This window comes from Sphingomonas sp. Leaf34 (assembly GCF_001421805.1).
Lineage (GTDB): Bacteria > Pseudomonadota > Alphaproteobacteria > Sphingomonadales > Sphingomonadaceae > Sphingomonas.
Genome location: NZ_LMLC01000006.1, coordinates 43,579 through 58,871, shown reverse-complemented (window position 1 = coordinate 58,871; position 15,293 = coordinate 43,579). Strand labels below are relative to the sequence as shown.

The window sequence follows — 15,293 nt, the reverse complement described above, 5'->3', positions numbered from 1 at the left end:
GATCAGTCGGATCGTCGGGCCAACGCACGGTGTATCGGTTCTCGGCACGTTTCCAGTCGACTTTGGAGAACGCGCTTCGATCGGCCGGTAGCGCGCAGCGAAGCCCCTCCGTGTCAGCCGGGCCGGCCCGGTCGCACTGCTCGGCTAGCCGGGTCATCCGCTCGTGGACGCGCCCAAGCACGCTGATCTTGTATCCGGCCGACGGCGTTGCGCCGATCGCGGCTAGAAGAAGGCCGGCTACCGCGCTGAGGCGACCGCGATGTAGGTAGAGCAGGCGCATAGGAGTTCCCCCCGCAGTGCGATCAAAAGAAAACCTATGCCCCGATGCTCGAAATGCCAACAGCAATATTCCGCCGCCACTGCAGGCGCAAATTACCGCCGACCGGACTGGCACATTGGCAAGCGGTCATTGCGCGCGGTGATTGAGCTCCACCGCGCTATAGGCTTATGGAAGAATTGGCGCACGGGGCACCGCCACGTTCGACACGGGCAGGCCTGAACGCTCACTTCGTGAGTTTGCTGTGGAGCCTCCCAGGCAATGAGACTCAGAAGGCCACATCCAGCGGCTTCGCAACCCCCAACTTCAGACATCTGTTCATTTCAGTAAAACGCACGGCGGAACCATTTACGCTGGGAGGCGCTGCCGCTGCCTTAAAGTTGGCCTCGCTAGACGCAGCTGGCTTACCAAAATGCAACGCTCGGTTTGTATTGTCCTTGCTTCAGACACGCGCTGGATTGAATGCGACTCCTTCAAAGAGGGCCTCCAAGAAAAACTCGGTTGCATGCTGATCGCTGCTCTCAATCGCATCTCGAAATCTCGCGTCGGTGCCGAAGTAAAGCAGGGTCAGGTCACGACAGATCTGATCGATACCGGTCGCACAGTCCCGAAGCTGGTTTACGTCGGCAGATTTGAAGGGAGCGCCATGCACCGCCTTTGAGCGGTACCCGTACGCTTGTTTCACCAATTTGTAGATCGGGAGCCGCTGCCCCCCAGGACCCGCGAGAAGCGCAGCCACGCGCTCCGATACTTGGTGGCTCAACTCTTGCTGCGCTGTTGAAACCAGTGCTTCAAGGCCCGAGCAGTACTGCGCGAGCTTCATCGCGACGTCCATACTGTCCCTCGCAGCGCCAATAAAATACTCGAAGCGCTGAAATCGCAGCGATCCTTTGGCAAGCATGGTCGGAGCACCCGCGCTGACAATATGCTCGCCTGCAGGTCGCTCCGAACATCGCGCAATCCGCAGCTCCTCGCTCGAAAAGCCTACGGCGCGAAACGTCCCGTCAGCGCAACTTTTGCGAGACGCCCAGAAGTTATTGTTGACAGTAATTTGGCCATCGGCGTTGAAGGCAAGCCAAGCGCGGTCAAAATGACACGCATTGTCCTTGATCAACCACATTGCCGCCTCTAGACCCTTAACCTTGAGCATGTCTTGGACAAGCTTCTGATCCAACATTTCGCCGACATTCTCGGCCGGATCTACTCGGATTGGCTCAACCCGATAGATGACCGCCGCAGCCCGATGCAGGAGATATTTTGTCTCAACCGATCCCAATCCATTGCCGAACGCGCTTATCAGTTCACCTATCTTTGCAGTATCTTTGGTGACGAAATAGTCATCAGAGAATTTTTCGCCGCGGCGGCTCGTGATCGATAGTGTGACTTGGTCAATTCCGCAAAGGAATGTCGTGGTCCCGCGCATTTTGCTCGCTCACTTCTGAGGAAAAAGCCTTCAATGGCTGACGGAAAATCCGGGCGCAACCGATCCGGTTGCAAAACAATGCTGGTGCTCGCTCTGAAATCTCGGACGCTCCCGCCTTCTCGAATTGAGCCATCCGGCAGTTGTCCTTGCATCACCGAATGCTTCGAAGTTGCGGGTGATCGATAGCGGCGGAGCCTCTAGGTCTCCGTCCTTTCCCCCACGTTCTCTGAACCAGACGGCAGCAACTCGGCAATTAGCTGCTCATCGAGCCTCCAACGCAGCGCCTTGTCATGCAACATCGCCGTGGCACGTGCGATCACGTGCTCGTCGAATGATGCGAAACCGAGCGGTACGGCAAGGCCGGACTGAATCCCAATCGGGGCGTGCACCAGTGCGGCTGCGAACGCGCCGGGAGCTACGACAAGCTCGAGCCCACCAGGCAGGACCCGTCCCTCGGCGATGCATGACCAGCTGAACGCCTCCTCTGTCCAGCGCTCTGGGCGGGTGGTGGATAGCAGCACGCTCCTGATCGGCTGCCTCTTCAGCAGGTTTTGGTTCTCGCTGTCGATCCGGCGGAGCGTTCTTTCCAAAAGCTCAGACAATATGGTTGTCCCGCCCCACATTGGTGTGATCGGTGCCACCCAGAACATGGCGCCGACGGGCCGCTTCATCTTGCGGAGACCATATCCTACGACGTCCACCAGTCGGCGCGCGTTCTCCTGCGTGAATAGCGAACCGATGATTGGAACCGTGGGACGGTCGGCACGCACGTCGCCTCTGCTGACATAACAGTGCCGATAGTACCGTTCGATCGAGAGGCCATCTCTCCGGACGTATTCCTTCAGGAACTCCGGTGCCAAGGTAACCAGCGCGTCGTAGGCCTCGTGGTCGTCGGCGCGAGCGGAAACAGTCAATTTCTCCAGCATCCGGGATGCAGCTATGGTGATCGGCTCTCTGTCGGAAAGTTCATAGTCCGGCCGCCAATCCGTCAGATCCACCTCGCCTTGGCTAGGGCGTAGTCCCGACGAAACCACCCCGACGCGTACCACGGCGGAGTAGCGCTCCTTGGGCGTCACCGTGTCGATGGAATAGAGGGAGCGTCGCGCGGTGATTGTGGGTTCGTTCCTAGGCACCAACTCTCCATAATACCGTCGGAACGCCGTCGGGACTTGCTCAGCCGCCCCGGCAACCAACTTGGCGTCAGTTACCGGCAGCTCAGGCAGCCGGATCTCAAAGGACGTGAGACTCGCCCGCTCCTGCGGCGCCAGCGAGATCAGGTCGAGCCCGACCTTCACGGCGCGCTGCTCCACCTCGAAAATGGCGGGCTCGTCCTGCCCGGGGCCGAAGAGCTGATGTCCGGTGGTGGTCAGCGCCAAACGACCGTTGAAGCGTTCAACGAAGTCGTTCTGTTCAACCTCGCTAAGAACGAATGCCATCTCCCTTCGATCGTAACCGAAGAACGCCGCTGCCTCGTCCTCCCCGATGCCGCCGGTGATCTTCAGCAGGCGTAGCAGGAACTCAGCGGTGACCGAGACACGTCCAACCTCCGCCACCTTGTGCTCGACCAGGAAGCGGCGACACGGAAGTGTAAAGTCGTGCACGGCGAGCTGCAGAGGTGCATCATCCGACTCCTCTACGAGACCTGTGCGCGTTCTGACAGTCAGCTTGCTTCGCGTGGAATCCGTCACGACATCATCTCCGTGGCCTGCTTTGCCCGGTTCTTGCCAGTCGAGCTGCTAGCAGCCGCACCCAAAAGGTCTGCGGCAGGAATGCGACGGGCATGCCCGGCGCGCAGCTTCCGCGTGAAGGCGCCGGCAATCCGGTCCATCGGAGAATCAGGCTGCCACCTATTGCCGGTACCGATGATGACAAGCCTATCCATGGCACGACTCAGCGCGACGTTGATGCGGTTGGGTGTGGCCAGAAAGCCGGGCTTGATGAGGTTGTCGCCGCCGACGACCGCGCCGTCCCAGTTGTTCCGGACGAGCGTCACGATGACGATCGGGTTCTGCTTGCCCTGATAGCTGTCGACCGTGTCGATCTTCACCGCCGCGCGGATCTCGGGGGCGATTTGGGCCGACTGGAGTTTGCGGCGCACCAGATCACGCTGCGCCGAGTAAGCGCAGATTATGCCGATTGGCGGGCCATCTACCTTCGCGGCCTCTACCCAGTCGACGAAGGGCTGCTCCTCGCTCCACCGTTTCAGAAGCGAGACGATCGCGTCGGCCTCTACCGGATTGCTGATGCTTTTGTTGCCGTTCGGCTCGGACTGTCGGGCCGACCTTCCCATCTCCGCCGTATCAATCCACGTCACGGCATGAGTGAGATCCGGCGGAAGCGCCGTGTCCGGTATGTCGGCGACCGTCCGCCCGTGCTCGAGCGGCGAGGCGGCATAGAAGCTCTCAGACACGATCTCGCCGATGGCTGGAAGCATCCGGTACTGCTTGCGAAGGGTCCGGCCCGCCATGCCCCCGTAGCCACTTTCGAAAACGCGCTCGAAGTCGCTACGCACTACCTCTCCCTTGCCGACGTCCAGCCTTGAAGCGACATCCTTGACCACGTCGGAGTCGTAGTGCGGCTCGAGCTGGTTCTGGTCCCCGACCAGGACGACCCAGCTGCCCGCCTGTATGGGGACGGCGAGTTCGCTCGCCGTGCATCGTGCCGCCTCGTCGACGATTACCAAGTCGAACGGTGTGCTCGTAAGGCCCAAAGCGGACCGCCCGAGACCGACGCAAGTCCCGGCCACGATCTGCCGGGTGCCTGCCAGGAAGGTCTCGAAGCTACGCTTCTCTGTGGACACCGAAGTCACGAAGTCTCGTGCCAGACTGGCGGCGGTCAAAAATTTCGCAATGCGATCAGGGCTCGGCCGGTCATCGAATGCGACCTTCTCCGAGCACGACTGAACGAGCTTCTCCAGCAGGATATCGCTCTCCAACTCTGCCAGCGCGTCGTCCTCCAGCATAAGGGGGACTAGCTGGAGTCGTATCGTCTCACGCAGTGTCCTCGCCTTCTCGACCTCAGCGGGGTCGTCCCCCAACTCCGATAGGGTCCGGACGACGGGGCGGATCGCGAGTTCGATGTGTGTCAGCTTGTCGGCGAGGGCACGTCCGATGCCCAGAGCGTCGGCGGCGATGAGAAGTCGCGATCTTATCTCCGCTTGGAAGCGATCCTTGTACAAGCGCTCGACGCGGGCGGCATGAAAGGGCAGGAGCCGGTCGGAGACCACGTTCTCGTTTCCGACCCGAATGATACTCGGCACCTCCCCTGCCTCCGCGAAGAGCTTCAGGACGGCCTCGGCAGCGTTATTGACGGCCTCGTGGGCCTGGCTGGAGAGCAGGACGTTTCGGGCCAGTCCCGAGGAGAGAGCCGCGTGGACAAGGGCAGCGATGAACTTCGTCTTGCCGGTTCCCGGCGGCCCTTGAACAAGACCCAGGGGGCGCGTGCGCAAAGTGGCTGCTAACGCTTCGGCCTGGACGGTATTAAGACCGTAGGTGGTCTCCAACGCCGCGGCAGTGAACCTTTGGTCGAGCATCGTCGGCATTGCCGCCGCGCGGGGATCGAAGAACTTCACAAGATCGCGGATCCGGGCGTTGCCCCGCACGATACGCGTCACGGCGGCGTGTCGCCTTTCAAGGCTACGCTCCTCGAAGTGGCTCTTGAAGCGAAGGACCTCGTACTGAGCTACGAGGGGACCGTCCCCCTTGAACTGGTAACGACCGTCATCAATCACGATCGAGGCGGGACGTGATCGCTGCAGGTCGAGGTATCCGATACGACGCCAGTTGCCGCGATGGTCCTGTCGTTCAACGAGTACGCGGTCCTTCCGGTCATAGTCGAACGATCCGCCCTGCAGTTGGAACTGGACGAGATGTCGTTTGCCGTTCCTGTCGAAGACGCTGTCCTCCAGTGCCTCGCCATGCGTTTCAAGGTCCCGCTCAGCGTCGACGAGCACTTCCCAAAGGCGTGCAACGTCGATCGAGCCGGTCGGCCGAGGCGAGGCTGCTATCTCCTCGACGAGTTCCTCCTCGGACAGCTCGGAACTGTCAGCGAGAAGCTGCTCCGAGACATCCTCCTCCGCCGTGGCATCGCCGTCCGAACGTGCTTCAGTCGCCGGCGCGTTCGACTTGGATGAGCCCAGCGCCTGGATCACGTCGGGCCGCTCTAGAAGGGGCCGGATATCCAAAGCGTCGTTGACCGGACCGTCCACGACTTCGATCAGCCCCGCGATCGATGCGAACTCGAAGCGGGCGAGCGACGATATCCTCTTCTGGTCTAGCGATCGGCGTGAGATCCTGCCGGGCCGACCCAGACCGTCCGGCTCGATCTCTATCTCCTCGCATGCGCCCCGGAGAACGAGGGAGGAACCTGAGCGTGACGGTCGGAGATAATACAGACCCTCGTCCGAGAGCATCACGCCGGACGCAGCGAACGCTGCGACGATCCTGAACGACGGCACCTCCGGCTCCGGACCTCGGCGCAGGCCGCTCAGCGCTTCCACAAGCGGTAGGAGGGTGGAATTCGCCGGATCGGCCGTCCGAACGAGTTCGATGGCCGATCGCAGCGACACGTCCAGGGTACGGTCGCCATCCGCCAGCAGCTCCTCGGCTATCCGGGTGACGGCGAAACAGTCCCGTTCGTAGCGTCCCCCACCGCCATCCGGTGCATACGCGCTCGTCAGCAGCTCACCTTCGGAAGCATTCCCGAAGTCAACGATGTCGATGAGCATCGGCGCGGCGGGCTGAGCCGGGTCGACCAGGATGTTGGCTGGCTTAAGGTCGCCGTGCGCCAGGTGGCGGGCGTGCAGTTCCTCGATCAATCGTGCCAAGGCGTCGGTCAGGTCCAAACGGGGCTCGTCACCTAACCTGCCCGATTCCGCGGTGAGCAGAGTGGCAAGCGACGGTCGCTCAGACCACTCCTGCACCTGCACTATGGCATCGCCTAACCAATACACCTCCAGGATCCGAGCGCATCCCGGCGGCTGCGCCGCGGCAAGTTCCTTGCTGCGGGTCAGGAAGTCGAGGATGCGGGCCCCCTCCCGCACTTGGTCGCCCCACATCGCGCGTTTCCAGACCTTCACGAGTACTCGCACGCCATCGCGTTCGCTACGCCAGAGCGCCTTCCGGTCGTCGTCCCGGATCAGCTCCGCTGGCGGATACTGCGAAAACAGCTGGAGCATGCTGCGCAGCGATCCGCGGAACGTCTCCAGCCCTTCCACGACCTCGGCCGGCGTGGGACGCTGCACAGTGGCCTCGACGAACGCAGCAAGCGCATCGCCAGCCTCGCGGAACCTCTTGCTCGGCTCCCAGTCGAGCGCGGTCGCGAACCAGCCGTGCAGCTCGGCGTAGTCTCCCTCTTCATCGACGGCAGGGTCCCAGTCAGGCGGGCAGCCCTCGTCGGCCGTTGGGCCCGTACCGAACAACAGACGGTGAACGGCCAGACCGAGAAGGAACACGTCCCGCTGCTTGTGGGTGCCTTTTAGACCAAGTGCCTCCTCGGGTACCGGGGACGCGGACAGGAACTGATACCGGCTTTCGCCCAACGTGTTCACCTGAGGATAGCTTGCCGCCATCAGGTGCGACACCTTCACGGTCGACGGTCGCTGCACCCAGACGCTGTGGGATCCGACGTCCAGGTGCGATGCGCCCGTCATGTGAAGGGCGTCGAGTGCCGAGAGTAGTTGGCGCGAAAGTTCGAGCCTTTCCTGCTTTCCTAGCTCCCTGAGCTCCGTCTGCGCGAAGTCGGTCAAACGGGCAAGCCGACGTCTCCGGTCATAGATCTCCCAGTAGGCGACGCCGTAATCGCTGTCCCGCCCGCGTCCTCCAAGGACGACAGCGTCACACCGCTCGCTGCGATCCTGGAGGTAGGAGACTACGGCCTGCTCGCGACCCGCGATCTCAGCCCGCCCGTCCTCGGTCTGAAACTGGGCGTCTGCCTTTGTGAAATCCCATAGGCGCAGAGTACCGATGCTGGCGGAGGCGCGCTCGTCACTTGCCTCGAACTCCTGGTAGATGTTGTCGGGGTGCCGAAACACCGGTGCATCCGAGTTCGCGAAATAGCCGCCATAGTCGCGCCGTCCCGGTACGAAGACACCCTTCGTAACGTTGAAGAACTTACGGAGCTGATCCTTCCATTCCGGTGAAGTCAACGGGTTCGAGATGAACCACTGGTTCACCGGCCCGAACCGCTGAACTCGCCGACCACGGGTCGCGATGTCATTTATGAAGTCGTCGACGCCCGAGACCATGGCGCGCTCGGTCGCCGCGATGCCGCCGAGGTCCTTGTAATCGGTAAGAACGACCATCCCTTGCACGAACGGCACGTTGTAGGTGCCGGCTGGTCGATACTTCTTCAGGTGCGCCTTCAGCTGGAGATATACGTCTCGCACGTTCTGACTGAGCTTCGGGATCGGACTGGCGCCCGAGTCCCGGCCGGCGTTGAGCCATCGCCCGCCGTCGCTCTCGATCGGCCCCCTCCAGTCCTTGAGATCGACGAGCAGTATCCGGTCCTCCGCCACGATGATCACGTCGATCTCCCGGCTGGACCCGGGCGCCGTGGCGAGGTCGAGGTTTGTGAACGCGTACCAGGCTGGCGGAAGGCGCTGCTGCAGCATCTCGACACCGCTCACTTCGCGCCTGTGCACGCCGCGCCCACAGTTTGTGATCTTCACGCCCGTCCCCCGTTATCCCCGTATGCGGGGCGTCTTTTTATCAGTCGAGCCTCGACCAGACTCGACACCGCGTCGCCACTCCGCGTTACGCGAATCGTAGCGGTTCAGCGAACGTTCTATTCCCGCCCGGCTTCAAGCGTCGCTAGCGTCAGGCGAGTGCCCGGTGATCGCGCTCACCGAGACGATGTAGGCCCTCAGGATGTCACGGTCGGAAAGCGGACTGTCGATGGGGAAATCAGGCCCAGTACCCGACGGCCCCCCGCCCGGCGCGTCGATGCGCGTCTCGAACAGCTCGTCTGCCGCGCGACGGCCGGCGTCCTCCGGGTCACCGCCCCGGTCTATGTGTTGTTGTGCCAGCGCCGCCCACTCGGCGGCCTCCGCGTCCGAAGGAGCAGTGCGGAGCTTGTACTTAATCCGGAGCCGAAGACCTGAATCACCCATAACTATCAAGACCCCTCATCTCTACGCCGCCCTCGTGAGCAGCGCCTCGATCGTAGTGCCGCGGATCTCGAGGGTGAGGCCCTGCGGATGGGCGAGGCGATCGAGGCGCTGGGCGCTGTCGTCGATGTGGCGTCCCTCGTCGGCCAGACCGGGACGCTTGAGGGCTACGTCACCACGGCGGACGCCGAACGCTCGTCGAAGGCCGAAGCAGAGCAGTCGGCGGGGACAGCAGCCGCGCTCGCACGGCAGTCATATAATGACCACATCGCCGCAGTTCCTGAATCGCTTCGCGATGCCGCCGCGATCACGCTTCGGCGATGCATCGTCAGCACGCAGATCGACCAGCGTCAGCAGGAAGTCCAGACAGCGCAGGACGCCTGCACGCAGAGCAGCGCTGATCGCGCCGCTGCCGAAAGCGACCGAACGGGTGCGGCAAAGCGTATCACCGAATGCGACCAGGACGTTGCCGATGCGCGGACCGCTTATGCGACACGGCGAGACGAGCTCGGCCTGACCGATGAGCAGTATCGGGTGGCGAAAGCCGATATTGCGAACATCGCGACCATGCTTAAACAACTTGACGCGTTGCGTGAAAACCTGACGCGTGCGCAGAGCCGGGTTGAGGATACGAGCGCGGCGATATCGGAGCGCGAGCGCCCGAATCTCGATCTTCTCCGCGCCGACCGGGATGCTGCGCAGGCAGCCGCCGCGACTGCTACCTGCGCTGCCGCCGACGCGCGTGCGGGTTGCAACCAGTTGACCCAATTGCTCGATAGCCTGCGCGAGCAGATCGATCGCCTGACTCTGCTGAACGAACAGTCCGGCCCTATGCGCGCGCTCGCCGACGCGTTCGAGGGCCGCAATGCAATGAATATCACGCTGGAGACATGCGCCGTCGGCGCAATGTTCGATCAGGTGCTCGAAGCCGCCAACCTGCGCTTCGGGCCCATGAGCGAGGGGCGATATCGGCTGGAACGCGACGTCCAGACGGTAGGTGGCCGCCGCAAGCGCGGTCTCGATATCCGTGTGCACGACATTCAGACCGGTCGCGCGCGTGAGGTAAGCACGCTCTCAGGTGGTGAAACCTTCATTGCCGCGCTCTCTCTTGCGCTGGGTCTCTCTGACATCGTCGAGATGAGCCATGGTGCGATCCGCCTCGATACGATCTTTATCGACGAGGGATTCGGCAGTCTCGACAGTGATGGAGACGGCGGGACGCTCGATCAGGTGCTACAGGTTTTGCAGGACATCGTCGGCCAGAACAGGGCCGTGGGGCTTATCTCGCATGTTCCCCTCGTTCAGCAGGCCGTGCCGAACGGCTTTACAGTTATCAAGACGCCCAGCGGAAGCACGATAGAAGAGCGTATTGCTTAGGACGGCGACTACCGAATCGACCAAAGCTCCGCGAGGGTAGTAAGGGGGAATATGACATACGTAGCAGACTGGACTAAGCCGGGGAGCTTCTCGGCGGGGCGGGATCCACTCGGCTTTCAGGCTGCTTCCGTTCGGCTGTACACTTCTCTCGTGCCGGGGCTCACTAACGTGACCAATCGGCTCCGCTACTATTCCTTCTATTGCTGGGTAGTGTGGCAATTCGAGCAAATCCACCACACGACAAAAGAAGGTAAATGGATCGAATTTATCCGGCGCTGCGAGGCGGCGATCGCGCTGGCCTGTCAGATTGGCGATGCGCCCAATGCGTTAGGCATGGCTGGATCTGACTGGGGGCGGCTTGAAGCTGCCGATTCTTCGAGGAAGACGTTCGATCTTATCAAACCGACCGACAGACCCGGAGAGGATGGTCAGTATCTCAAGGCGAAGTACGGGAATTTCGGTCAGTTCTATACCGCTAGCATGCTCGAGATGCGCTTGATCGATAACGTATCCGACCGTGTCTATGGCGTGACCATTAACGCCGGGAAGGTGCTCGCCGAGGCGGTGCAGGAGGAACATCCGGAAGCCTGCAGTCTACTGCTGAAAGCTGTGAAGGCTGGTCGTATTTCGCGGTCAGATTGCGAGGTGATTTCCGGGGCTCTTCATCCATCGTACCTGAAGCCGACCAGCGAAGAAGCGCGATTGCTGAGGGTGTTTCTCCAGGGCGCTCGCGCCGATGACCCCACCGCTGACGCCAGGCGCACCTCACTTCGTAACCTGTTGGCCGTGGTGTCGGATGCGAAGGGCGACTTCAACCTGCGCCGGGAACTCTACGTGCAGCGGGGACAACTGGAAGCTGCACCTCAGGCGGAAAACAATCTCACAGGATGGCGCGCCTATTTCCTGAACGAATTTTGTCATATCGCGCTCGAGGTCTGGCTCAATGCGATCGTCGGGCTGTCCAATCGGGTTACCGAGCCAACCTCCGTCGAGGAACTTGCAACCGGCCTAGCGGCGCTCGCGGTCACCGACGGAGAGGCTTCTACGGAGGATGTCGCGGCGGCTCTAGCGAGCAAGAGCCTGGGAGAAGACCATGATCTGGGAGCAGGCCTGCTCGCGGTCGCGTCGGTCAAGAAGATGCCTGATGTTGCGGCGATCGCGAGTTGTACCAAGCTCATTCTCTCGCTCTGGCATCGCTGGAGAGAAGCTTCGGAGGTTCGAAAAGCGTTGAGTCTAGCCACCGCCGAAGGGCGCTCGGCCGAAGGAATTTTCAGGTTCCTCGATCTCCATCCGCATGGCAACGCCAGGACCACGGTCGCCAAGCTCATCAAGAAGTTCGTGGTGTCGAACCACTTGACGATAGCCGGCCAAAAGCTGGCGACCGGAGGGCGCTTCACATACCGATTCACGCTTGACGATGGATGCCTCGTCGACGGTGAATTAAGTGAATACACCTACACGCAGCCCCGAATAGAGAACCTCCTCACATTTTCGTACGACGCCGGTCTGGTTGATGTGGAATCCGGGCTTATCACTGCTGCCGGCGCGGAATTTCTCAATGCCGCATAGTCTTTTCGATGACTTCAAGGAGACTGGATTTCACAGCTCGATCCTATCGACCTTCAGCGTCGATCCAGCCTTCTACGACGCGAGCCTGCAACTCAGACTGCGCGGGCTAGGTTGCCAGAACAATCTGCTGCTCGCGGACGCATCGATGCTGGGGCAGTCGCTTGAAGCAATCCCGGATGCATTCATGAATGCCGGTCGGAAGTATCTCGTGGTGCCGATCGAAACCACATCGTGCTTCCACCCGAAATTGGCCCTGCGCTACGGCAAGGCGAAAGCCAAACTGATTATCGGCTCCGCGAACGTCACCTCGGCGGGCTGGGCGGGAAATCTTGAACTTGTCTCGACCTTGTCGTGGCAGGCTCGGGACGATGACGCGGATAGTGATATCCATCGGACACTCTTCATCAAAGCACACCAATGGCTGTCGGCCTTGGCTCGTCCTGGCGACGACAGCAAGGCCGCGTATAAGCTCGAGTTGCTCCGCAGCCAGTCGCCCTGGATCGACGAGGCCGTGATGGAGGGCAATGCTGCGTTCACGCTGCTGGATGGATCCAAAATTGACCTCTTGCTTTCCGATCCGGCGGACACGATCGGTCTGGCCGATCGGATGCTCGAGCTGATCGACGAACCGGTCGAGCGGCTGACAATCATCTCGCCTTACTGGGATGAACAGCTTTCGGCTCTCAAGCGCTTAGCTACCACAGTCGGAAATCCGGACGTGCGCATCTTCCTCGCCCAAAATCGGCGCAATCCATCGCGGTCCTCCACTTTCCCGATTGCGGCGATCGGCAAACTGGCTCTCAAGTTTCACCCGATTGGGCCGGATGAAAGCAACACGCGCTTTCTCCATGCGAAGATGTTCCTCTTTCAAGGCGCTGGCCACGATTTCCTCTTCGTCGGCAGTGCCAATTGTACGACCGCGGCTTTGGGTGTGCCCGGCAAAGCCGGAGAAAATCACGAGTGCCTCCTGTTCCGGAAGCTGCCGCGCGGTGCTGTGAAAAAACTGCTGAACCTCTCCTATAAGTCTACGATAGCAGTCGCCGATATCCCGGCGCCGCCGGACAGGGCCGATGCACTCCCTGATACGACCACCTTTACGGCAGGCTCCGTCGAGCGCCGCGGGAGACGGCTGATCTGGTCGCCGACCCTGCGCATCAAGGGAGAAGGGAAGTCCATAAAGATCGATGACGAGCATTTTCCGTTGTCTAATCACGCCAACGGTGTGTGGACGGCCGAGTTAGGGGATGTAACGCCCGACTCAAATATCGCGCGCGTCTGCTTGGGTGACGGTCGGATCAGTCGACCGGTGATCATCGCCAATCCGGAAGAGTTGATGCGCTTCGCGCCGTTTCCGGTTGCCGATGCCATCAGGAAGAAACTTGATGCCGTCCTCAACGGCGAGGCCGACCTGATCGGGCTGGCGAAGGACATCCACCTTCTGCTGGACGATGACGCCAAGAGCGGCCCATCGCTGGAAAGGGTCCGCGCCGCTGGCGGCCGCGGCGCACCGCCCCGGATTACGGGACGTGATTTCGCGACAGCTGACGAGTTCAGGAAGGCGCTCAACCTCCGCGCAAGTATGAAGTCGGCCGGCCTTGCCCATGGTGAAAACCCGGCGCTCCAGGCACTTCTGCAGATTGTGCTCCGGGGCATGGTCAATGTGGAGACCGCCGACAGTATCGATGCCGAAGACGCGGCTAAGGCGAAAGTGTATGATGTTGGGGAGGATCAGGACGACGTCGGGGAACAGGACGACGCTGGAACCAACCGTCGTTCGTTATATGCGGCAGACGTCGAACCGGCCATCGTCTCCGCAAGCGAGTTCGAACGCAATCAGTACGCACTTTGGCGAGGGATAGAGAAGTTCCAAGGCTTTTTGGAGCGGGCAAAAAACGCGAATGCTACGCTCGATCTCGACTTCGTAACCCGATCGCTGTTCATGCTGTACGTAATGCTGCACGGCTGCACCAAGCGGTATAAGACCGAGGATGGGAACGAGACAGCCCTGATTCCGTTTTCTGGTGAGCCGGGTGAAAACTTCCGAGACAGCTTTTTGTTCGTTGCGGCGAAATCGATCGCAGCGATTTGGGGGCCGGATTTTAACCGAAGCCTGATCGGGCGGTTGCAGTTTGCGGCCGAGAGCGACACCCTCCCAGTCCAGATTACGACGCTCACGGTCATCTCTCGATGGGTCCTAGCGGCCATCCTGTCGGAGGTTCGCAGCGCGAAGGCTCATAAGTCGCTCCAAGATATTTTGGAAAAACAGGTGCCGAGCCTGTTCGTCGCTACCAAGGTCTTCCCCGAGCTCGGTCAGGAGGAACTGCTCGGCACCATCAAGCAAATGGAATTGAAGATGGGCATGGATGCCCAACAAGGCGCAAGAATACGGCAGACTCTCATCGACTTTGGTCGCGATGATCTTGTGTTGAGCCAAAAATGACGCCCCTCCTTCGACATCCCTAGTATCGATACTCCAACATTCAACACGTCTTGCGCGAGATTTTAGGGAGTTACCACGGTCCTCGGCGGCGCTCGTATGTTACTTTATAAAAATAAGTCAATTCGGCTTATGTGATAACTGCAATTATTGCATATTATTCCGCTGATCTTTATATTAATCTACTTATTTACATAATAGATTATGCTATTTAGCGTATTATATACTTGAGCCTATGTCCGAAGTGCTGTTCCGAGCGCCGTTACGTTATCCATCCGGAATATATCCCACACATCCTACCGGGCAACCGCAGTCTCCAAAGCTACAGTTCCGGTTTCCACCCGAATCAGCCGTTCAGATCCACTGCCCTGCCGTCTGAACGAACGGCTGCTTACCGGCGATCGCCGCCCGAAAGCGGCCGGGCCGCTATGCACCCTTGCTCTGAACGACAGACCGGCTCACGCCGGTAGGATCATTCGAAGTAGCTGAAGCCTTCCTCGTGGGTGAGTTTGCCCGAGGTGGTTGAGAAGTATGCTCTTTGCCAGAAGCTCTGGTCTCAGTAGCGCTTGCCGATATGCTCGAACTCCTGCCGGATTTAGCGCGATGACCGCCCGTTACGCGGCGCACGAAAATCGCTGACCGAGATTTGCGGCGGGATTTCGACGAACATATGGACGAGGTCGAAGGACAGCGGACCGTTGAGGATCGTCACGCCCATCTCGGCGCAAACCTGCGGGATGATCTCGCGCATCCTTCAAGCGGACTTCGCCTCCGAGCACCTTGAAGCGGTACTTCGGTGCCCAGACGACATGGTAGCGATGATGGAACAGTCCTTCACACGCGAGCGTATGGCGGTGCAGATCAAATCGAGCGTGAACCAGCAGGTGGTCGACGATTACGCCAGACGGCTCGACGAACGAAACGCCGGCGAGCGCATCATGCTCATCTGTCACTCCCCGGCCGGGACTCTTATCGTACCGCCATCGACAGGCAGACGACGCCTCGAGCTGGTACAAGGCAGCGAGGTCGCCGACCTCGCCATCAACGCCGGGCTCGTCGACTGGACCATAGCCCACGCATTATAATGGCCCTTACTTTCGGGTAG

The 15,293-nt window shown here is 60.6% G+C and carries 7 protein-coding genes and 1 pseudogene; 4 read left to right on the top strand and 4 right to left on the bottom strand.

Going from position 1 to position 15,293, the window contains the following annotated elements; all coding sequences use genetic code 11:
* Positions 1-719 precede the first annotated feature (719 nt).
* The 3 genes from ASF00_RS17660 to ASF00_RS17650 form a co-directional block, all read right to left on the bottom strand.
* Positions 720-1,700 carry a HEPN domain-containing protein gene (locus ASF00_RS17660; RefSeq protein WP_055882623.1) on the bottom strand — a complete coding sequence of 327 codons (981 nt, stop codon included), beginning with the start codon at positions 1,698-1,700 and terminating at the stop codon, positions 720-722.
* Positions 1,701-1,897: 197 nt separating this feature from the next.
* Entirely contained in the window at positions 1,898-3,388 is a 1,491-nt protein-coding gene (locus ASF00_RS17655; protein ID WP_055882620.1) for a hypothetical protein, read from the bottom strand.
* Positions 3,385-8,367, bottom strand: coding sequence for an AAA domain-containing protein (locus ASF00_RS17650; protein ID WP_156348433.1), 4,983 nt, complete (start codon positions 8,365-8,367; stop codon positions 3,385-3,387). Before ASF00_RS17650 ends, ASF00_RS17655 begins: the two co-directional genes overlap by 4 nt.
* 528 nt (positions 8,368-8,895) lie before the next feature.
* On the opposite strand from ASF00_RS17650, the gene ASF00_RS17640 reads away from it, so the two are divergent.
* From ASF00_RS17640 to ASF00_RS17630, 3 genes are all read left to right on the top strand, one after another.
* Complete coding sequence (locus ASF00_RS17640) at positions 8,896-10,182, top strand: SbcC/MukB-like Walker B domain-containing protein (RefSeq protein ID WP_055882612.1); 1,287 nt, start codon at positions 8,896-8,898, stop codon at positions 10,180-10,182.
* 210 nt (positions 10,183-10,392) lie between these two features.
* Complete coding sequence (locus ASF00_RS17635; RefSeq protein WP_156348432.1) at positions 10,393-11,751, top strand: hypothetical protein; 1,359 nt, start codon at positions 10,393-10,395, stop codon at positions 11,749-11,751.
* Positions 11,741-14,191: a hypothetical protein gene (locus ASF00_RS17630; protein WP_055882606.1), complete on the top strand. Its 2,451-nt coding sequence runs from the start codon at positions 11,741-11,743 to the stop codon at positions 14,189-14,191. The genes ASF00_RS17635 and ASF00_RS17630 overlap by 11 nt, the downstream gene beginning before the upstream one ends.
* Positions 14,192-14,660: 469 nt before the next feature.
* On the opposite strand, the pseudogene tnpA reads toward ASF00_RS17630, so the two are convergent.
* A pseudogene (tnpA, locus tag ASF00_RS19350) lies at positions 14,661-15,048 on the bottom strand (IS200/IS605 family transposase).
* On the opposite strand from tnpA, the gene ASF00_RS18755 reads away from it, so the two are divergent.
* Positions 15,007-15,273, top strand: coding sequence for a hypothetical protein (locus ASF00_RS18755; protein ID WP_162233603.1), 267 nt, complete (start codon positions 15,007-15,009; stop codon positions 15,271-15,273). The pseudogene tnpA and the gene ASF00_RS18755 sit on opposite strands and share 42 nt — an antisense overlap.
* Positions 15,274-15,293: the final 20 nt, after the last annotated feature.

Bases quoted from the DNA above. Each gene is read 5' to 3' on its own strand.
- ASF00_RS17660 (WP_055882623.1), bottom strand. From the start codon at position 1,700: ATGCGCGGGACCACGACATTCCTTTGCGGAATTGACCAAGTCACACTA.
- ASF00_RS17630 (WP_055882606.1), top strand. From the start codon at position 11,741: ATGCCGCATAGTCTTTTCGATGACTTCAAGGAGACTGGATTTCACAGC.
- ASF00_RS18755 (WP_162233603.1), top strand. From the start codon at position 15,007: ATGATGGAACAGTCCTTCACACGCGAGCGTATGGCGGTGCAGATCAAA.
- ASF00_RS17640 (WP_055882612.1), top strand. From the start codon at position 8,896: ATGGGCGAGGCGATCGAGGCGCTGGGCGCTGTCGTCGATGTGGCGTCC.